Origin of the sequence: Paenibacillus sp. FSL L8-0494, from assembly GCF_038003695.1 — a bacterium.
GTDB lineage: Bacteria > Bacillota > Bacilli > Paenibacillales > Paenibacillaceae > Paenibacillus_AQ > Paenibacillus_AQ odorifer.
Map to the genome: position 1 here is coordinate 2,749,988 of NZ_JBBOPQ010000001.1, position 20,225 is coordinate 2,770,212.

Annotated in this window: 25 protein-coding genes and 1 pseudogene; 15 read left to right on the forward strand and 11 right to left on the reverse strand. The window is 38.1% G+C overall.

Annotated elements, in window-relative coordinates; translation table 11 throughout:
• The first annotated feature begins 206 nt into the window (after positions 1-206).
• The 4 genes from NYE35_RS12245 (at position 207) to NYE35_RS12260 (ending at position 2,947) form a co-directional block, all read left to right on the forward strand.
• Positions 207-998 carry an AraC family transcriptional regulator gene (locus tag NYE35_RS12245; protein ID WP_036686005.1) on the forward strand — a complete coding sequence of 264 codons (792 nt, stop codon included), beginning with the start codon at positions 207-209 and terminating at the stop codon, positions 996-998.
• Between the two features lie 5 nt (positions 999-1,003).
• On the forward strand, positions 1,004-1,594 hold the full coding sequence (locus NYE35_RS12250; RefSeq protein ID WP_094902474.1) for a DJ-1/PfpI family protein: 591 nt from the start codon (positions 1,004-1,006) through the stop codon (positions 1,592-1,594).
• A gap of 375 nt (positions 1,595-1,969) precedes the next feature.
• Positions 1,970-2,434, forward strand: a complete 465-nt coding sequence (locus NYE35_RS12255) for an NUDIX domain-containing protein (protein ID WP_076224008.1) — start codon at positions 1,970-1,972, stop codon at positions 2,432-2,434.
• Between the two features lie 78 nt (positions 2,435-2,512).
• Positions 2,513-2,947: a hypothetical protein gene (locus tag NYE35_RS12260; protein ID WP_254924589.1), complete on the forward strand. Its 435-nt coding sequence runs from the start codon at positions 2,513-2,515 to the stop codon at positions 2,945-2,947.
• Positions 2,948-2,980: 33 nt separating this feature from the next.
• Here the strand turns inward: NYE35_RS12260 and NYE35_RS12265 are convergent, their stop codons facing one another.
• The gene (locus tag NYE35_RS12265) at positions 2,981-3,940 is read right to left on the reverse strand and encodes a hypothetical protein (RefSeq protein ID WP_052096976.1); all 960 of its coding nucleotides are present in this window, start codon (positions 3,938-3,940) and stop codon (positions 2,981-2,983) included.
• 134 nt (positions 3,941-4,074) lie between these two features.
• Between NYE35_RS12265 and NYE35_RS12270 the strand changes: the two genes are divergently transcribed.
• From NYE35_RS12270 to NYE35_RS12280, 3 genes are all read left to right on the forward strand, one after another.
• Positions 4,075-4,314, forward strand: a complete 240-nt coding sequence (locus NYE35_RS12270; protein WP_036686008.1) for a hypothetical protein — start codon at positions 4,075-4,077, stop codon at positions 4,312-4,314.
• Positions 4,315-4,733: 419 nt separating this feature from the next.
• The gene (locus tag NYE35_RS12275) at positions 4,734-4,931 is read left to right on the forward strand and encodes a hypothetical protein (RefSeq protein ID WP_370510578.1); all 198 of its coding nucleotides are present in this window, start codon (positions 4,734-4,736) and stop codon (positions 4,929-4,931) included.
• A gap of 313 nt (positions 4,932-5,244) precedes the next feature.
• A complete protein-coding gene (locus tag NYE35_RS12280; RefSeq protein WP_036686011.1) occupies positions 5,245-5,571 on the forward strand; it encodes a YolD-like family protein in 327 nt (108 codons plus the stop codon).
• Positions 5,572-5,733: 162 nt separating this feature from the next.
• On the opposite strand, the gene NYE35_RS12285 is transcribed toward NYE35_RS12280, so the two are convergent.
• From NYE35_RS12285 to NYE35_RS12325, 9 genes are all read right to left on the reverse strand, one after another.
• The gene (locus NYE35_RS12285) at positions 5,734-6,561 is read right to left on the reverse strand and encodes a hypothetical protein (protein ID WP_038570183.1); all 828 of its coding nucleotides are present in this window, start codon (positions 6,559-6,561) and stop codon (positions 5,734-5,736) included.
• A 372-nt stretch (positions 6,562-6,933) separates the two neighbouring features.
• A complete protein-coding gene (locus NYE35_RS12290) occupies positions 6,934-7,140 on the reverse strand; it encodes a hypothetical protein (protein WP_036686015.1) in 207 nt (68 codons plus the stop codon).
• A 315-nt stretch (positions 7,141-7,455) separates the two neighbouring features.
• Positions 7,456-7,986 (reverse strand): GNAT family N-acetyltransferase, encoded by a 531-nt coding sequence (locus NYE35_RS12295; RefSeq protein ID WP_076100647.1) that lies wholly within the window; start codon positions 7,984-7,986, stop codon positions 7,456-7,458.
• A gap of 192 nt (positions 7,987-8,178) precedes the next feature.
• A complete protein-coding gene (locus tag NYE35_RS12300) occupies positions 8,179-8,430 on the reverse strand; it encodes a DUF3951 domain-containing protein (RefSeq protein WP_036686019.1) in 252 nt (83 codons plus the stop codon).
• A 1,532-nt stretch (positions 8,431-9,962) separates the two neighbouring features.
• Complete coding sequence (locus NYE35_RS12305; RefSeq protein WP_094902446.1) at positions 9,963-10,316, reverse strand: hypothetical protein; 354 nt, start codon at positions 10,314-10,316, stop codon at positions 9,963-9,965.
• Between the two features lie 533 nt (positions 10,317-10,849).
• The gene (locus tag NYE35_RS12310) at positions 10,850-11,191 is read right to left on the reverse strand and encodes a hypothetical protein (protein ID WP_094902448.1); all 342 of its coding nucleotides are present in this window, start codon (positions 11,189-11,191) and stop codon (positions 10,850-10,852) included.
• Positions 11,192-11,865: 674 nt separating this feature from the next.
• Complete coding sequence (locus tag NYE35_RS12315; RefSeq protein WP_341121123.1) at positions 11,866-12,138, reverse strand: ATP-dependent DNA ligase; 273 nt, start codon at positions 12,136-12,138, stop codon at positions 11,866-11,868.
• Between the two features lie 89 nt (positions 12,139-12,227).
• On the reverse strand, positions 12,228-13,283 hold the full coding sequence (locus NYE35_RS12320; RefSeq protein WP_094902450.1) for a cohesin domain-containing protein: 1,056 nt from the start codon (positions 13,281-13,283) through the stop codon (positions 12,228-12,230).
• A gap of 620 nt (positions 13,284-13,903) precedes the next feature.
• Positions 13,904-15,055 (reverse strand): hypothetical protein, encoded by a 1,152-nt coding sequence (locus tag NYE35_RS12325; RefSeq protein WP_141240306.1) that lies wholly within the window; start codon positions 15,053-15,055, stop codon positions 13,904-13,906.
• 482 nt (positions 15,056-15,537) lie between these two features.
• On the opposite strand from NYE35_RS12325, the gene NYE35_RS31420 reads away from it, so the two are divergent.
• The 8 genes and pseudogenes from NYE35_RS31420 to NYE35_RS12360 all read left to right on the forward strand — a co-directional run bounded on the left by NYE35_RS31420 (position 15,538) and on the right by NYE35_RS12360 (position 18,961).
• Positions 15,538-15,630 (forward strand): LexA family protein, encoded by a 93-nt coding sequence (locus NYE35_RS31420; RefSeq protein WP_141240308.1) that lies wholly within the window; start codon positions 15,538-15,540, stop codon positions 15,628-15,630.
• 58 nt (positions 15,631-15,688) lie between these two features.
• Positions 15,689-15,820, forward strand: coding sequence for a hypothetical protein (locus tag NYE35_RS12330; RefSeq protein ID WP_254924593.1), 132 nt, complete (start codon positions 15,689-15,691; stop codon positions 15,818-15,820).
• Positions 15,816-16,007, forward strand: a pseudogene (locus NYE35_RS12335) (HNH endonuclease); the annotation flags it as partial. The gene NYE35_RS12330 and the pseudogene NYE35_RS12335, both read left to right, overlap by 5 nt.
• Positions 16,008-16,295: 288 nt before the next feature.
• Positions 16,296-16,670, forward strand: a complete 375-nt coding sequence (locus NYE35_RS12340) for a P27 family phage terminase small subunit (protein WP_094902456.1) — start codon at positions 16,296-16,298, stop codon at positions 16,668-16,670.
• A complete protein-coding gene (locus NYE35_RS12345) occupies positions 16,648-17,865 on the forward strand; it encodes a terminase large subunit (RefSeq protein WP_254924590.1) in 1,218 nt (405 codons plus the stop codon). Before NYE35_RS12340 ends, NYE35_RS12345 begins: the two co-directional genes overlap by 23 nt.
• A 336-nt stretch (positions 17,866-18,201) precedes the next feature.
• A complete protein-coding gene (locus NYE35_RS12350; protein WP_254924591.1) occupies positions 18,202-18,579 on the forward strand; it encodes a hypothetical protein in 378 nt (125 codons plus the stop codon).
• Positions 18,572-18,709 (forward strand): hypothetical protein, encoded by a 138-nt coding sequence (locus tag NYE35_RS12355; RefSeq protein WP_176462606.1) that lies wholly within the window; start codon positions 18,572-18,574, stop codon positions 18,707-18,709. Before NYE35_RS12350 ends, NYE35_RS12355 begins: the two co-directional genes overlap by 8 nt.
• A gap of 78 nt (positions 18,710-18,787) precedes the next feature.
• Positions 18,788-18,961: a hypothetical protein gene (locus NYE35_RS12360; RefSeq protein WP_176462607.1), complete on the forward strand. Its 174-nt coding sequence runs from the start codon at positions 18,788-18,790 to the stop codon at positions 18,959-18,961.
• A gap of 413 nt (positions 18,962-19,374) precedes the next feature.
• On the opposite strand, the gene NYE35_RS12365 is transcribed toward NYE35_RS12360, so the two are convergent.
• The gene (locus NYE35_RS12365; protein WP_076148442.1) at positions 19,375-19,845 is read right to left on the reverse strand and encodes a DUF2716 domain-containing protein; all 471 of its coding nucleotides are present in this window, start codon (positions 19,843-19,845) and stop codon (positions 19,375-19,377) included.
• Positions 19,846-20,225 lie beyond the last annotated feature (380 nt).

Below are 20,225 nucleotides of genomic sequence, written 5' to 3' on the forward strand. Positions count from 1 at the left end.
TCCTCTCAGTGAAATGTTACTGGTCTGCGACAAGCAGCTTACTGGTAATACTTTAAAACTTTTAGGGCGTATTTACCTGCCAAAAAAATCTTTTTTTGTGCCAACTATTGCTCTTTGGTTCTTGCGCAAACGAACAAATTCATATTATGTTCTTAGTATTACAGCAGCTATAGTGCTTGGCATTCCATGACGATAGGGAGAAAACCATGAATATTAAATATCAGCATCGTGACCAGGCGTTTCACTCCTTTATTTCTACCAATAACACTTATCCTCTTCATCTACACAAAAATGTAGAGATAACAATGGTTTTGTCCGGCAAAATCAATATCAACATCAATGGAAAAGAGTATGATTTGTCTGAAGGAGACATAGCGATTATTTTTTCCAATCAACCTCACAGCTACAAAACCATAGAGAAAAGCCAGATCCTGCTGTTCTTTTTTGACGCCACGTTTCCGGGGGATTTTGCGGGGGATTTGCTTAATCATGTTCCGGATAACCCTATAGTTTCGAAACAAAAGGTGCTTCAAGATCTGCTGGCAACCTTGTATAAACTATATAAAGAACAATGTGATGTTCGTCTGCTCAAGGCTTATACCTCTGTAGTATTAGGGCACGCTCTGCCGTTACTGCTAATGAAAAAAGTAGACTACAAAAAAGAAATGGATCTCGTCCCCAAAATCCTTGCTTACATCGACATGCATTTTTTAGATCACATAAATCTGGATACGCTTTCAAGAGAGCTTGGCATTAGTAAATTTATCATTTCCCGAATCTTTTCTGAGCAGTTTCATATTTCATTTCGTGATTACATCAATGGCCAACGGGTAGCCTTTGCTCATATGCTGCTGTTATCCACTACCCATCCGGTCACGGATATTGCGTTTGATTCCGGATTCAACAGTTTGCGCTCTTTCTATCGTGTTTTTAAAAATGAATACGGGATAACCCCCAATGAATTTCGCCGAAAAGTATCGAAGGAGTGTGTAGAATGAAAATGCTGAAGATGGCTTATATTCTATTTGACGGGATGACTACGTTAGATTTTGTTGGTTTTTACGATGCGGTTACCCGGATGGGAGTTCTAAAGGCGATAGAAAATGTATCGTGGGATTTTTGTTCCAACAAGGAAGAAGTCACGGATGATCGAGGATTGACGTTGAAAATAAACCAGGTTTCCCCTGATCTGTCAGCCTATGATTTGATATTTATCCCTGGAGGGTTATCCACTCGACAACTTAGATTCGATACTGATTTTATAACATGGATTCAGACTGCTCGAGAGGTTGATTACAAGGTGTCAGTGTGTACAGGGGCTTTGATTTTGGGAGCTGCCGGTTTCTTAAATCAGAAGAAGGCGACTACCAACCCTTCTGCATATGAACTATTAGCACCTTATTGTTCCGAAGTAGTTAAGGAACGGTTCGTAAGGGATGGAAATGTTTTTACTGGGGGAGGAGTAGCAGCTTCAATTGATCTGGGTTTATATTTCATAGAATCGCTTACTAATGAAAATGTAGTTCGAGAAATTCAAGAGAAGATGGATTACCCATATTACAAGACAATTAACCCTTCCAAAGGGAAATCATAACTATAATATATGGGAATTAATGATATAATATCCAAAGTGAAATAATTAAGGTGATGAATAGAGGCGTAAGTATGTTGGACACAAACTGCCAGTTTTTCCTTTTCTATTTATTTCGATAAAAAGTCAAAAGGAAAAGTATAAACTTGAAGTACTAGATGATAGTGTAGTAATCGGTGAAACAAATATTATGTGTGATTCCTTGAAAAAAATTGTGATTCATAATCCTATTTCAATATTTTTTTCATATGATTCCGGCTCAAAAAAAGAAAAAAATAATTACGATACAGGTAAATAAGGATGAAGCAAAAGATCGAAAAACAATATTAGAAGAGCCACTTAGTCCCAGAAGAGATGTTGAAGATATGAGGTGTCACGATGAAGATAGGGAAACCGATTAGAAAGAAGGTATACGGATTTATTTTGCAAGACAATGAAGTTGGAGAAAAGACCTTATTAGTCTATCTTAATGAACCAGAAGTACCCTTTAGATTAGTAGGTGGAAATATCGATGCCGGGGAAACAGAAGAAGAAGCGTTATTCAGGGAAATTCAAGAAGAAAGTGGACTTAAACAATTTAAATTAGTAAAGAAAATAGGCACACAATATTATTATAAGGATTTTATAGATGCGAATGTCGAAAGACATGACTACCTTCTAATTCCAGAAACGAGATTACCTGAAAAGTGGAGCTTCACTGGAGAAGGAGAAGGTGAAGACTGTGGGACTATTTTTAACTACCAATGGATAAATCAAGATGAAATATACTTATTAGACAAAGAGTTTAGAGAATACATGACGGAAGATTACATGCAAGAATTATTCAGCAAGGTAAAAAGGTAATCCATCTAAACCAAGTGCGAAATGATAATTTGAAAAATCGGCTGTAAGTATAAAAAGCATAAAGATGGTGGGATTGTTTTGCGTGCAGTTAAGCCTATAATGTTATGGTTTATTTCGACGGTTTTATTCACCCTGGCAGCCTTTGGATTGGAGCTTTGGGAAGGAAATAAAATAAGTACAACAGAATATTACGGTTTTCAAAACATTGGGTTTGCTTTTATTTTTCTGATGTTCCTTTTTTCAGTTCTTCTTTACCCGGTTATACTGCTTCCTTTATCATGGGTTATTCGAAAGATAGTTAATCCTTTAATAAGCCGCATAATGATATTCTTATTGAGTGGTATTGCGGGATATGGTTTCTTTTACGAGGTGTACGATGAACGCTTTATACGGGAATACCATTTGAATAGTAGTACAGCTATTATTTTTTTCGGAATTGCTGGTTTCATTTATGTTCTGGTGGATTACTATTTTGAGCGGCAAGCCATTAAAGCCGAACAAAATCCCTGCTAACCGTGGCGGCCGGCAGGGACTTTATTTTTTAATCTAAGTATTAGGTAATTTGTCAACCTCATCAGTAAAAGCTTCCAAGTACTGGGTGAATATTCCTGTATCTATTTTGGTGTTTGCATCATTTGCAATAGGAGGCGTATCTTGGATTTGTTTGTACATACGATCCATCTCACCCGTGAGCTTAGCCCAGATGCTTTTAATTGAATCATATTTTGCATCAAGGTTGTTGATATAATTATCGTACTCCATTTTTTGGTTCATCGCTTTTGCTAATTGCTCGATTGTAAAATCTATATCTATTGTTTGACCCGTAGAGCCAGTTCCTGAACCTGCATACCAGCTGATATCAACAAATCCATCATTCCAAATATCTGAAACGACAAAATTACTGATTTCTTTAAGCGTCGCTTCAGGAGACTGTTCAGTTGTACCTGCATTACCTGAATCTGAAGTATTAATTACAGGTTCCTTAAAGAGTTTCCTCACTTCGTTAAATGCATCCTTGTCCTTGTCATTAGACGAATATCCCCAACCAACTTTATCATCCTTAATAAAAATGATAAGTTCGCTATTGGAGGAAGACTTCTCACCTTGGATAAGCACGAGTTTATCTTTTCCGCCATCTTTGTCCGTATAATCAGCTGTTTCAATTACTGTAGGATTCTTAAGTTTATTATTCTCGGGTGTCTCAGTAGATTCAGCCATTTGGAAAATGGGTTGTACATCTGGAAGTATATTTTCGGATACGAATTTCTTTTTCGCTTCGATATCTGAACCATTGAGGAAAATCTCCACATAGTTGAGAGCCAGTTTCTCGGAAGCTGTAAGTTTCTTTTTTGGCTCAGGAGTGGGCTCTGAAGGGCTGGCTGTTGCTTCGGACGGTGTAACTCCTGTAGACGTTGTATTTTTTTTCTCTGAATTTGTTGTGGAACTACCACATCCTGAAAGGATTACAATAGTTGCCACGATACATAAAAAAGCTTTTTTGTTCAATCTTATATCCCCCTAAATCTGCTAATAATTGCTAGTTGATTCTACCAGATATAGGAATAGTAATCTATGAATTTTAATTTATGACGGAACCAATATATTAGATTAGCGTGCTTTATTTTTCGGAGGTGAACATTTTGCTGAAAGTACTAAGGGTGTGCGGTATTTTATTCAGTGCAGCAACAATCATTCTGGGAATCACATTTTTCCGCGGTCAGGATCAAGTGATAATCTCTTGGACTATGCTGGGGATGTGCGGAGCTTTAATATTTAATGGAGCGGCATTGTATTTGAAAACTAAAGATAAAATGGCTGTGCTATCCTCGATTGTTGGGATTGTACTGTTAATAGTCTCGCTTACTCAGTTTCCTTTTTGAAAATTAAAAACAACCTCGTCAACCTTAATGGGTCGGTGGGGCTGTTTTACGTTATTTTCCTTTATATTTATTTCTTTTTCTTCTTTGTGGGTCCGATCTGGCGTCTTACCTTATCGTTCTCATCTACCTCAATAATATAAATCTCCTTCACTGTACCGGAGAGAGTAAACCATTCACGCATAGCTTCAACCTCGGTCATCGGTCCTAATATTCGTTTCCCCCTATAACATATAAAAAACACTCATACTCCTTAGTTTGTTTGCGGAAATGCAATAAATGCTTATAAAACAAATTATAAACCTGAGCGATGACTTTGTATGTAATAATTCATGCCTGGCGGGATATTTTTACATTGATTAACGAACGTACGTTTGGTTATAATACAAACAAATGTTCTTATCCTTGGAAGGTGAGTAATTATGCAAATAAGAATCGGTCAAACCATTGAAATAGTGTACCAAGATAAATCAGGTAAGATATCTCAACGTAAAATTGAAGTGAAAGGGATTCGTGGAGAATATATTCGCGCAACTTGCTTATCAACCGGAGCTCCGCGCGTATTTCTGGAGGCTAATATTCTTGCTTGGCAGCCTGTGCAAATGAAGCGACATGCTTAGTGACACCGCCCGAAAGCTACTAATGATCATGCGCCACTCTGCCGTGCATCATGCTCATATGCCAACTTTACAGGAGTTAGAAATCAAGAGTGGACGGACACCAAGTAAGATCATTAGTGGGCTTAGGGAATTAGTTAACGAAAAATATATAGAATGGACCCCGCACACTCCACCAGAGAGCGCCCGAATTATTGAAGGCTGGGAAAGGATTGACCCTAGGTTTAAAAAGAGAAAGTCAGAGCCACAAGAGCTCCAGTGGGGGATAGATGGTAGTAAAACGAATTACTGGACGGACTATTAGGAGGGCAACTTCATGATGAAAAAATTAGAGAACGTATGGGAGTGTAGCAGAATGATATTGCCCGAACATAAAAACCGGATTATAGATGACAATAATGAGCAGGAACGTCGTGAAAAACCCACTCTAGATCTACAGGAGATAGAGCGCTTCGAAAAATTGTTATATCGTTCTATGGAAGAGCACAGCCCGATTACACTCACTCTGTTTGATCCCATGGAGAATATATTAAAACGAGGTATCGTGATGAAACTGGATAAACAACAGGGAATTAAACTCCGCTGGTCGGAGGATGAGTGGGATTGGTTCAAGATGGAGGATGTTATTGCAATAACTACATAATTCACTTAATAAAAAACAGGTTAGGAGCAATCTCCTAACCCGCGCTGTACTTCTGATATTAATGTTCTGCTCCGTGGAATAAGACCACTGGTGAGGTACTTGGCAGTGCTGGCGCAATGCTGACGATAGTGAGGACCAACAATAAAGAGACGGCAAATTTTTTCACAGAGACTCAACCCTTTCTTTGAAATTTATTATTTTCTCTTCAAAATCTTTAATCTGAGTAGCATCAGCACATGAACGTAATGATTCGAAGTATACTACTGCTTGTTTAAAGATTTTATCAGAGTTTGTGACCTCTGCAGAATCTAATAATTTCATGCTATATTTGATAGCTGTATTATAATCTTGAATTTTTGTTTTATATCTGATCATATTAATAAAAAAAGTTTCTTGGTAGGAATTTATTATAATTTCATCAGCAGCGGTATCCTCAAATTTTGAAATTCTATTAGAGAAAAGAGCTAAATGAGATTCAATGTTTAAATCAAAATTAGTAGCTGCCTTTAACAAAGTTATTAGTCCTGGTAGAACTTCTTTAGAGTTGGATAAAAGGAACGAAACATAGCGATCTATGAATTGAATATTTCCAGAAAGCACTTCTACTTCTAAAAGATTTGGTTCTGATATGTACTTATAATAGGCTACCTCATTTAATCCTTCAGCATCTAATCCCTTGAACCAACTCAAATCGCTATAAGCTTTAATGTAAGTTCGAGCTTTATCATAATTTTCAATTTCTTTGTGGGCTAGTCCCAACATAAGCAAGCTGTATCCATAATAATAAATTAAAGGTCGTTGGTGTTTTAGTTCCAGTTCATTATTGTGTGTGTAATTATTATAAATTTGAGTTATTCGGTTGAAAAAGGTATCTGCTAGTTTTAGAAGATTGGGCCAGCTTTCAAAAGAATATATCATTTTAAGAACTTTTACGGCTGGATCAAGATCTAGAAGATTTATATCTAAATCTAAATCGATATTTCCATCCAACAGCCTCACCTGCCTTTATTTTACATAATATACCTGTATTATACAATGTAATCAATAGATGGTCAATTAAGTGCTTCATATAAAAAATAGATGATTAATAGGGACCAATAAAGTAAATCTATCCATTGTTGCGCCATGATGTGTGCCTGGGTAAGCTTTGGCCCGATGGCACTGACACGTACTGCGTATGGCCAAAGTTTATTAAAAGAAAGTGAGGCGATCGGTGGAAATCAACTGTCTAGCGAACATATCGTCAGTTTGGGAGAGCCCGCGACCCATGCGGTCGCGCTCCGTATTTCCGAGTTATTTTCGTCGAGGTATTGAAGTAACGGAAACGGAACGCTGGGCTGGTGAGGTTTGGTAGTAGTAGAATTACCGCTCTAGATGACCACATAAAAAGTCATATAGATTATGTAATGCTTCAAGAATAGCAGCAGCTACGACATAAACTAAAAGGTTGCTATTGATTAAATCATTTACCGTATTATGTTTTGTGAGTACAAACTGGAAGAATGTGTACATCGCAATTGTTGCATATGCAGCAACCTTGGAAATATTAAATAACTTATCAAAGATCATTAACAGTGCGTCCACCTCCTTAAGGAATAAATATTATCAATAAATACCTAATTTGAATATCTGTAAACAGAAGCCCAGAGCTGCTGGCAGAAGGCGGTTAAGCTCGATCCGGAATCGGCTGTGTCGAGATTTTATCTGGCTATCTTTTCGGTAAAGAGGTGTTAATTTACTGGTTTCAAAAAAAAAGGGCTAGGAGAGTCTGTTTGGAAGATGTGACAACAGTTGCTCTACTTAATACACAGTACGCATTTAGTTGAGCAACGTGAAGTAAATAAAAAGCCTACACCATAAAAATGTAGGCCCACTCATTAAAAGTTACTCTGTTACTAATTTTGAGAAAATGCTTAAATCAATAAACTTTCCTTTGGACATTTCGCACTTTCTCATTGTTCCTTCGAATGTATAGTTTAACTTTTGCAAAACTCTTATGGAATTATTGTTTTCGGGTTCGACTTTTGCTTCTATCCTGTTGAAATTTAAAGTGTTGAACGCATAATCCATCAGAGATTGAATGGCCTCAGGAGCATATCCCTCGCCCCAATAATCTTTACTAATATCGTATCCAATCTCTGCTTTAGCGTTTGAAGAATCTATAGAATTATAACCGCAGGAACCAATTATGCGATTTGATTCTAACTCGATTATGGAATAACGAATAGCTTTGCTTTCCAAAGACAGGTTATTAAGAATTTTAATCATTTCTACTGCTTGGCTTTCCTCAGTGAAACTATTGATATTCATAAACTTTGTAACCTCAGGATCAGACCAAATGTTAAACAAACTAGCAGAGTCAGATAATTTCATTTTTCTTAATTTTAGTCTTTTGGTTTGTATTTCTGTAATCAATATATTACCTCCATTATCTATTTGTTTTGGGGTTAAGATATCGATATCTGCGCATAGTTCAGTCCCTTCAATATTTAATTCAACACTATTATAACGTAAGAGTTTTTTTATGTCACAGTACGAAGATACAGATCATTAAAGGAGTAGGAGTATCCCTCCAAAGGTTATGAAGAAGTAGCAGCCTATTGCGCATCAGGGAAGAGAAGGTCGTCGTTTTGATAACGAAATGATGTTTTTATCCTTATCATCACCATGGTCCGCATTTTCTTCTATCTCTTTTTTCTCATCGTGAAACTCAACAGGAGATTGGGCCGTGATGTAGTCAAATGGAGTGTAATTATTATTTGGTAATTTTCTTGTAAGGATTACCTTTACAATGATGATTCCTAATGAGAGATAGAAAATCGCGCCTACTCCAGCCAACATGAATAGTACTAATCTCATTTTTAACACCGCCTTTGTTTGATTTTATAATCAAATGTTAATATTTACAAGAATCAGGCTGCTGAGTACTATTCATTCGACTGAGATTTGATGCAAAGGACGAAGATACATGACATCTATGGACAGAGAGGGTTAATAGCCCGCCTTTCCCACAAGGAGGATATAAGAGATGCTTGGACCATTAGATTTTACAGATGGAGGATCAAGTGTAACTCCAGATACCTTGAGGGGTGTTGCAGAACTGAATAAACGCTAGACCTGTACAGTGTATGGAGTTTTACTTATCTCAGCATTCGATGTTAAAAGAGTAAGTGTGGCAATAAAAGACATGGGTATCAAAATTGAAGGAGATATCTTCAAGCATACAAAAGAAGTTTAGCACGTAGTCATACTTACGCATGAAGTGATTTGACAGTTAAAAATATTAATTACTTTAAAGCATCACAGAAAGGTTGTTTAAATTAATTATCTCAAGATGCTTTGGGGTAGTACTAGTATATCCCTGCTGGCGAATTTCCCCATCGTTACAGACACCATACTCATATGGATATCCGATCTCAGTTTTAAATGTAACCTCTGCACGATATCGAAAAATACTGCTCTTAGAGACAGAACCTTTAATGTTGTATATTTCATCTTCTGTGTAATTCTTCTTGGTAATGAGGTAGGCTTTAATTTGCTCGGCAGTTTGAGTTTTTTATTTAGCATCCCATGTAAAGACACGTATCCAACAAGAAAAATAATAACTAAATTTACTTGTGCTGCGATGTTGGATAGACAACTTTTTTGAAAATAAACACACCATCCGCTTAAGGTAGATAAGAGATAGGAAATTTCCTATCTCTTAAAGGGAATGAAATTTAGAAATTCGAGCCAATAAGGGCGACAGAAGATGATATTCTTGAGCTTCAAGCTATTGACCTCTAGACCATTAACAAGGAATATAATTAAGTTGGACGAACGTTTCTAATGCAACTGGCTATAATATAAAACGAGGATTAACTGCAAAAAGTCCAGTATGTAGTTACTGCACTGAATAATAATGATGAAAGTTTAGTTTCAAACGAAGCATCAGCTACCCCTAAGAAGGTAAATCAACCTGAGCCAGAACCATCTGGTGATCGCGCAATACTCACAATTACATTAACAACTGGTCTTGAAAAAGAGTACGACCTATCAAATACAGAAGTAACCGTCTTTTTAGAATGGTATGATGCACGTGATGCTTGAACAGGACCTGCTAAATTTGCTATTAATAAACACGATAATAATAAAGGCCGTTTACAAACCGAAAAGAATATGCGATTTTTGACAAGATCCTTACCTTCAGCGTAGATCAATATTCAGCTAAATAAATTATTTATACATTGTTCCAGTAACGTTGAAATACCTGTAACTGAAGCACCGTACCCTGCCAGTAATGGCGGGTATTTTGTTTTGAGAGTGATTAATTGATAGATTTTTATCTGAGCTTTTTAACATAAATAAAATGAGACCCTGCTAACTACAACAGGGTCTCATTTTTGGAAATATTAATTTCTGTCTACGAGAATCGTATAGTAAGTTATGTTTCCATATTCATCAGTAGATTTTATAGTTGCCGCTCCGTATTGAACGGCTTCTACCCATCCGTCTTGATATAATACAATGCCGCCGTCATTAAAAATTAACTCCAGAAAACCAGGTAGATATTTCCAGTATCCTGAATCTAAGTGGACAATAACCTGTTCAAAAGTACCTTTAGCGGTTATTTCTTGGGAAGTTGCTACATTTGATACTGGTGTAGAACTAGGATGAGTAGTTGGAGCACTGGCAGCAAAAGAGGTGGATCCTAAAGTGAAACATGCAGAAATAGTTAAGAGGCCAGCTAAAATTTTCTTTTTCATAATTCAACCTTCCTTCCTATATTTGGAATACAATCCAATTATGGATTATAAAATACCAATTGTAAACCTTATTTGTAGATTAATAGATTATTGAATATGAATTTGGAATAATTACGATGAAATGGTTTGTTTTTCGTGTAATTACAATATGGTTTGACATGAGGCTTGTTTAAATAATGTTCCAAATGAAATATATTTAATCTATTGAGTTCATAATCACCGAAATCCTGCCCAGATTGCGGGCATATTTTTGTTTATGAATTTGATTATTTGAGTGCTACATACAAACTTTTAGAGAATGATGCGGAATTTCTGATAGCAGCCCTTTCTCAATCGAAGGTATATGTTTGATATCGGCTGGAACAAGAATAGGTCATCTTATGGATTATGTCGTAATTGCAGAGGGATATACACCAGACTTTATTAAACTTGCTAGAGCTCATTTTGTTCGGATGCGGCTTGAATTTAGAATATACATAAAAAAGCCCGCTAACCTTACACCAGTTGGCGGGCTTTTTTTTATAATATTTTTATTAATCTCTATCTACTAGAATTGTAAATGACTTTATGTTTCCTAATGCATCATAGGCAAATATATTTGCCGCTCCGTATTGAACGGCACTAACCCATCCATTTTCGTGTAATACAATTGCTCCATCATTATAAATTAGTTGACGGAGGACGCCGGGGATGTATCTCTGTTCTCCTGAATCCATGTAAATAATAATTTGTTCAAAAGTAGGTTCACTCGTTACATTAGATACTGGAGTTGGGTTAGGAGTTGTGGTTTGAGCAGTTGCTGCGAATGAGGTCGATCCTGCAGCGAAACACGAAGCAACAGCGAAGAGCCCTACAAGTAATTTCTTTTTCAACATTAGTTAATCCTCCCAATTAAAGAATATAGTAACATGTAAAATTATAATCAAATTAGATTTAAATGTATATGCGTACTAAGTCTGAATAAAACATGTATATAATGTTGTATTATATATAAAAATGACGAAAATAGTTAATATTTAATGTTAATGGTAAATATGTCCTGGGACTAATTCAGTGCCATAATTCTTAAAGCAAAAAGTCCGTCAACCTTAAATAGTCGGCAGGCGTTTATTATTTATACTATGAACTCCGTAAACACTGAACCTTGGAACATGCCGGATTTAGTTCAGTTCCTCATTCCCACCTTTGCCCGTAGCCGCGGCTCAAGATGAACAAAATCCTTATCCTCACCGGTTACCAGTTGGCCAGCCACGCTTCTAAAGGCTTGTTTATGGATCGGTGACGCACCGAGTTCAATGATTCCGGTTGGGATTAGTTCTCCAAAAGTACCGGAAGGTACTGACGCAAGCCAAACGAATTCTTGTTTGCGATAACCTGTTTTATATACATCCGCATAATTCTAATTGGTGACTTTTTGCCATGCGTGAGAGCGGCGGTCAGTCTCGTATACACTATTTTTACGTTTACCCACTACGCCTTCCATGCAGCGAGTTTCGATTTATTAAAGATGGCATAATACGCGTGGAGTGTCCCGGTTAGTTGAACGATTTTATCTGCGTCTTGCCTGAAATCGACTCATAACAGATTCAAAGTCTGAAACACCAGTTGTAGGATCGACGCAGGCGACCTCACCGTCCAAAACAATATCATCCGCAAACGGGAGATGTGGTTCAAGGTACTGTTGGGTGCACTCATTATCATGTCGGGTATATAACCTGACCTTGCAGGACTTTTGAGAGTAAATAAGGCGATGCCCATCTATCTTTGGTTCATATATGAAATCGCTGTGACTGAATGGTCCGGTAGGAGTTTGTAATGACATAGGTGTTAAAAATATACAAAACCTCCTCCATCCAATTATAGCTCTTGGCTACTAAGGATAGAGGAGGTAAGAGTTTGGAGGCTATTTTATTAGCTGTTAGGCAAATAGTTTGGGTTACTTAATATTTGATCCACAATATAAAGAAGGTCATCGTCATTGACGTACTCATCACCAGCTTGCTGAGCGTTGTATTTTACCGGGTCAACATCCGCCGCCAAATACTTGAAATATCTGGCGTCAATCGCTAGATCAACCAAGGTGAATTCTCCTGATTTGTTGACATCTGTTGCTTCAATTATGATGCTGTCCTCTAAACAGTTTTCTTTCTCAAGATCATATTCCTGCTCCGTATCAGCAATTCTAGCTTTTGTGGAATCGACTACTGCTGTTCCTATGGCTTTTGCCTTGAACTTCAATTTCAGAATAACTGTGTCTTTATTAATCCCGTAGTCTTCACCTTTGCTGGCTACGATAAAGCGTAGAGTACCGTTTAAGTCGGTTGGTGTGTTGTATACTTTATAGCCAGCAACCTCTTCAAATCCAAGATACTGTAGGTGTTGATTGTCATACTTTATTTCAAAGTCTTCGGCATAAATATCTTTTACATTTTTAAGTGAAATTCCTGCTGTGAACTCTTGACCTACTCCTACCTTTTCTTTTTCGATCGTCACATCAAGTGTAGGATTCAGGACAGGTGTTGGTGTCTTTTTTACAAAAACTTTTAAATCATATAAAAAGCCTGGGCTTCCTTCTGTACCAGTTCGTGCAAGAGTTATTTTTTTAACTCCTTTTAAGTCTAAAGTTGTGTAACTTCCGCTTCCTCCAGCGACAGTAGTATTACTCGTTCCATTGTCATAATTGAAAATTATTGCAACACCTGCCCCATAAATTCCACCTACTGAGTAAGATGAATAACCCGAAATATCGATAGGATTCTCAAAGGAAATAGTATAATGATTGTACATTTGGGTGCCTGTGGTATTATTATTGTCGGTAAAACTAAGATTTTCAATAGTGCTATTTGCAATTACAAATGGTTTTCCTGATAGATAATCGTATACGTCCTCCGGCACACTTTCTGCATGAATCTTACTTATAGGCAAAAGTAAAGTTAATAGAAACGTAAGAAAGAAAAGTTTTTTCATTATACACCCCTTGGATAATTTTTATCGACAGGGAAATGTCTTTAGTTCTTAATTTCCTGTAGATTTTATTAGTTCAATATATGTTGGAACTGCGACGAATCAAATGTTTCGGATTCCATAAATCAAATGAGCATTTTATGTACTAAGTTTATAAAATAATACTTCTCCTTTCTTCTTAGAATGAGAACCCAATAACAATACAAGCTCGATAAGATTATTACAATAAATGGGTTGTGTCTAAACAATTTTTTGTATATATGGTATAAATATATTAAATTAACCATTTATACATAATCATTCCAATTACGAGAAAACTCGTGTTTGTTAAGCAATCGTGTGTTCGGTATGATGCGTACATACTTTATGATAGTTTCACGCTTTGTTATAAGGCAGAAATTCATTTGGATTAATACTTCCAAAGAAGAGTTAAAGACAATTCTTTAGAGGATTAATATCTACTTGGATTAACCTTGCAGGCATAGCTGAGTAGTCGAGATAGTGTCTATAGGTTGTTCTGATATAAGGGAAGCGAATATTGGTACTGCCGGTAACACACTTAAATTTTGTGAAAATAAAAAAATCCTCGTCAACCTGAAGTGATTGGCGGGGATTTTTTCTATTTATTCGGTTGTAATATACTCACTAACTTCAAAGGTAAGTATCTTATCGAATACAACATAGTCTTTACGTTTGCTGAATGGACCTTTATTGTTTGAATGCTTATCAATAGCATATGATCCTGCACCTCTGCCTGCATCACGAGCATCGTACCAGTTCAAAAATGCATCCACTTCAGCATTTGGTAGGTCATATTCTTTTTCTGTTCCATTCACCAGAGTTATAGTAAGAATAGCTCGATGGCCTGTTGGCTGTTCTGGAGTTGCTGTAGGTTTTGGCGTCACTGTTGGTGTAGCGCTAGGCGTAGTAGTCGGTGTTGGCTCCGGTGTACTGGTCGGAGATGGAGAAGCTGTTGGTTCAGGAGTAATAGTAGGTATTGGTGTTGGTTCAGGCACTTCGGCTTTGCGTAAATCTGTATCAATTAGAGTAGAACCCAGTTGTCCCGCAGAAAACGTTATTTCTTTTACTTTTTTTTGAGTAGGTATATCGTAATAATAAGAAGTCTTTGCAAATGCTTCAACTGGAGTGAAAGTTATGCGAGTGTTATCTTCAAACATAATCGTTGCTGTAAGCCAGTCACCTTGTTTTCTAACAAATAGTTTATCTGCAAATACAGGTTCACTAAATGTATGATGGTAAATATATCTAATTGTATTGCTAATTACTTTGTTAGTAGAATCATCACCGTCAGTAAGTTGATAAGTTGCACCTTGTACGCTAGTAAATAATTTACCTGCGAGTAAGGAATCTTCACCAAATTCAGAAGGGATGGGGACTGTCAACGGATTAATGGAGGTAACATTATTTACTGGTCTTGGGTTGTTATCATCATACCAGATCGCTCCTGTTAATTCTGCGCCTTCATCTAACGTGATTTCAACCATACGAATTTTTTTATATGTATTTTCATTCTTATAAGTTCCAGTCAATTTCAAAGCAGAGTCTGGGGAGTGGAACAGCAGGGCTTTATCTGTACCGTAAAATTTCAAATCATGGCCTGTTCCGGTACCCATTAAACTTATTTTGCTTGTTTGTTGCCCATCAACCCCGAGGTCAATATAAACCACCCGCGGCTCCGTGCTTGCGGAAGCGATATGTACAGGTACCGCAGTAAATAATAAAAATAAAACAAGTAAAAAATTTAACTTTTTCATAATAATTACTAACACCCCTTATTTTGTTCTTTTATCCTTATTATATAGATATGATAACAAACTTGTCTAAACATAAATTCCTATATATGTAATGAAGTGAATGAATGATGATAGTTTGTTCTTTATACCAATTAGTGAATAAGTTTCTTGTTGTTTTAAGAACGTACGTCTTTTTATCATAAAAACATATGTTCTATTTTTAGGGGGCTATCAACGTGCGTGCATATGCGGATTGGTAAACCGTTGAAATTGTTTACTAAGATAAAGTTGGCAAAATTACTCAGCGCAAAATTGAAGTTAAAGGTATAAAGGACGGAAAGATTCGTGCAACATGCTTAAATACAGGAGCGCCAAGATTGTTTCTAATGGTAAATATATTAGCTTGGCAGCCAAGTGATAAAGGAGCAATTGCATGAAGCCATTAACGAATAAAGAGAAAGAAATGCTCAGATCATTAATTAAGATGATCAAAATAATTCACTATCCACCAACTACGTGAACTTGCCAGGGAGGTAGGGTTGTCATCTACAGTGGTAATACATGCGCACATGGAGCGCTTGAAGAGTAAGGGGTAAATACAGAGAGGTAACATGCCACGAGCATTGAGAGTTATTAAGGGAGTCGACGAAGACAATGAAATCACAACAGCGTAAGAAACTTGAAGGTAATGGTCTTTGGGAGGGAAGTCGGATGTTAATGCCTGAACATAAAAATAGGATTCTGGACGATCCGCTAAATGAAGAGGTGCGATCAAAGCCTAGCTGATATGGTCCATCACATTAAGCCTCTCAGTGAGTACCCTGAACTTGCTTTGGTATTAAAAAATCTCTTAAGCCTCTGTAATAGCTGCCATAACAAAGAGCATCCGGGTGGAGGAAAGAAGGTAGAGACACCAGTAACGAATCGAAGGGCGAGGTTCATAGTTTCCAAGGGAAATAGTGAGGTGTTTTGATACTAATAGAATGTAAGAGGCAGATAAGTAACTATAGCTAATTAAGATGACATTACAGGGGGATTCTGGAACAAATCTAACAAGTGTTCCTATGAATGTTATAACGTCTCTGTGAGCCTCAGAGAAGCTGTGACAATGTATCGATAAATAGATGTGAAAAAGAATGGGGTGGAGAAATGGGACAAAATAAGACCCCCCCCTACCTTAAAAGTTAAAACGAAGCACAGGGGACCGCGCCCCCAGTTTCGTTTTCGGCGTATGACCATTTCATATATGAGGGGGGGTGTCATGGAACACAAACCAAAACGGGAGATCAAAGATAGAGCAGCTAAGAAGCTATTTGAAATTGTGATACGAGAATTAGAGATTGATGATAATCTTTCTGATCGGACCATCATGATTACAGATAACTTGGCCTTGCTTGAGCAGTTAAAACAGCAGCATTTGGCGGACATAAAGGCTCGTGGTGTGGTCGAGCTTTTTGTCAATGGATCACAGCAAATGTACAGACAGAACAAGTCTGTGGACTCGGTAATCAAAATTATTGAACACCAGCGGAAGCTGCAGGCCGAGTTGAAATTGACCCCCGCCTCAGACAGAAAGGTCTCCGATGTAGTTGATCCGGAAGGTGGCGATAAAGGTGACGAATTTACTGGCTATTGAAGCTTCTAAACTTCAAACCACACAATATGCAACTGCGGTCACAGCGCACCTTATTATTACGTCGAAGAAGGTTTATCAAGCCTGTAAACGCCATTTAAATGATCTAAAAAGGCAAGGAACTCGTGAATTTCCGTTTGTTTTTGATGAGGAAAAGGGATACCGTCCAGTAGGTTATATTGAAAAGTTCTGTAAGCCCTCGATGGGTGACTTTGATCGACTGGAGCTGCAACCTTGGCAACATTTCATAATCGGCTCACTCTATGGGTGGGTGCATAAAGATACCGGGCTTTGTCGCTTTCGCGAGGGGCTTATTTTTATGGACAGAAAAAACGGTAAAACGGCAATGGTGTCTGGTCTATCTCTATATGGTGCCTCGAAGGACGGAGAGAACGGAGCTCGGGTCTACCAGTTGGCAAACTCCAAAGAACAAGCCAGAGAAATGTTTGATGAATGTAAGGCTATGATCAAGGCGTCACCGTTACTCAGAAAAAACTTTGACGAGACGCTACATGAGATTCGATTTCGGAAAACGATGTCCAAGATCCTACCATTGGTAACCGACAGTAAAAAGCTTGATGGTAAGAACTGCAGCATGGGTGCTTTTGATGAGATCCATGAGTACGACGTCATAAAAAACTCTACTGGTGCCCGTACACAGCCGATGATCTTGTACATTACAACAGCTGGTTATCAGTTGGATGGTCCGCTGATGGATTACTATGATAAGGCTGCGGATGTTTTAGAGGGCGTAATTTCTGCCGAAAACGCCCTTTACTTCATGGCTGAGCTTGTTCCAGAGGATGATATTGAAAACACCGATAACTGGGGCAAGGCGAACCCTAATTTGGGTGTAACCATCAAACTTGAAGACATGCTTAAAGAGTGGGAAGACCGCAAACATATTCCTGCCGAGCGAAATGACTTTATTACCAAACGGCTTAATATTTTTGTTAAATCTGATGCTGAGTCATTCCTCTCATTTGAGGTCCTGAAGCGTAATAATAAGAATTTGGACGAAAAGCAGTTCGAGGGTAAAGGATGTATTGGAGCCTTCGACCTTTCTGATAGCGTTGATTTCACCAGCGCCTGTCTTGAGTTTCAGATCCCGGAGACGGGCGAGGTTTTCACTAGAGGACTAGTGCTGGAACGGTATAAGTCGGCGGTGGGGGACGGGCAGTTGGAGTTTTCTTTGTGAACATGATTATGCCCAGCCGTTTACTCGCATTTTATGAAAAAGCTCCTTGGCCAGGCGTAGTTCATCCTTCGTATTCCCCCATTAGACATGCAAATTCCCACTTCATGAAGAGACATTTGTACTCGTTAAATTCCATTACGAATAAAGAAAAGTATTTACAGCTGTTAACATTGAACTCGTCCATTTTGAGTTCCTCCTATGTATTTATGTTTTTATGATCTCCCAACTAAATCCCTTATACGATCTTAAGATAATGGATTTTAGGGGCATGATTAATTTTTTTATTTTTAAAAAAAACCCTTGTGAAGTACAAAAAATTTAGGAGGGACAATCAGTTTGAATAAATCCATTCATGAACTAGTAAAAGAAGCTCACTGTAATGCTGTAGACAAAGGTTGGTGGGTTGAAGAACGGAGTTTTGGTGAAATCATTGCCCTTATACATTCGGAAGCTTCTGAAGGGTTGGACGATTTCCGGAATGGACATTCTCCAAGAGAAGTGTGGTACGAAACCAAAGCAGGCGTAGCTTACTGTAATCCTGAAGAACGTAACTCTGATTGGAAACCATGCGGCATACCGTCCGAGCTGGCAGACATTGTGATTCGTGTATTTGACGCTTGTGGTCGTTATGGAATTGATCTGGGACTAGCGATTCAAGAAAAGATGGCGTATAACGCAACACGCCCGCACATGGAGGTAAAGTGCTATGAGTGATTCAGGAAAAGTTTCCTTACCCAGCATGACACCAGAACGTTTTAAAAAGATCAAGAAGGTATTCGGTCAAGTCGGATTACTTACTGGAACTATGGCCGCTGAGTTGCTGGCTGCTCTAGAAGAGTCATAACAAAAACTAATCGGAATAACTGAAGAGGTGGAAACGGCTTACGATGCGATTGAGAAACTGCAAAAATAATTCGTTCAATTGGATAAAGGCGGGGCTGATGATTATCAACGGTTAGTAGAGGCACAGCAGATCATAACCCGGCAACGGGAGGCGCTGGAATATTATGCACATGTGTATGTAGCGCACGAACGGCTTGAAGAATGGGACAACGGTAAGCGAGCAAGAGCGGCATTGGAAGGGGAGGAGTCATGAAACAGGTAAAGGATACGGCAAACATTTGCCCCCGAGAGAGGGCAGAGGCGGCATATATCACGCTACAGGGGGCGAAAGGGAATGAGTAACCCAGTGAGGCATTTTAAAGCGGTAATGCCAAGTGGCGATTTGATCGGACTATTTCAAACAAACTCCGGAATTATGCTGTAAGCCAAATCCAAAATGTAAAGGCTGAATTCGGAGGAACGGTAGTTGAGTTGAATGAGACTGAATATGATGTACTTCTTGAAATGTCGAAGGCGAAAGAGAGTATAACTCATTAGGCTGAAAGCTATCGTCCGACAGCATAAGCCCAGCAACGCGGGGGCCGAACCAGATCATTAAGGGAGTAGGAGTATCCCTACTCTCCCAAAGGATACAGATGGTTTATTGAACTAACGTTTCCCTTTAATTTAACCCCTTCTGATTATATTACCAAAGATAGCAGGTTTGTTATTTGCAAATTCCTGTATCAAATCCTTATTTATTAGAGTGACGGAGTTCTCCCATGGATGAGCGAAATAACACCATCTTAAATCCTTAGGAAAAAAGATGCAATAATCCCCATTAGGGTAGAAGGGAATAGTCCATTCCCGCTCTCCGTTTGGTAGATGAGGGTTGAACCAAAAACATTCATGCTGCCAATCCAATGCAAAAATATATTCGTCTCTATAAATCAAGCTTTTAAATACATGCCTGCATCTCTCTTCGTAATCGGATTTAGCATCCCAGGTAACTGTTAAAGAGAACGTTATAAATTTTTCTTCTAATACGGTAATGCTTGGCCAATCGTCTGCTTTTGTACTTGGAAAGAAACTGAATTTGTTTTCAAATAAATCCCATGCTTTGCGATATTCTGTATCCGTTAACTCAATCCAATTCATATAAGCCTCCAATTATCGGCTTGTCGCACTTACGCAAACAAGTATAACAAAGAATTCTGGATCAACACCGCGTTATCCTGCTTGTTAGCTTGATGAGGCGCCCGCCAGTCTAATACTTTATTTTTACAGAAATGTTTTGATAGATGATGCGCATTACGAGGATAAAACGAAGGGGACAGAGAGGGTTAATAGCCCTACTCTCCCACAAGGAAGAGTAGACGCAAACAGCGCAGTAAAGGGGAGATAGTACGATGAGAAATCTCAGCCTATTATCCGGTATTGGTGGCATTGATTAGCTGCTCATTGGGCTGGAATGGAGACAGTAGTCTTTTGCGAACGAACCCATATCTGCAAAAGGTGCTAATAGCTCCGAAGTTTTA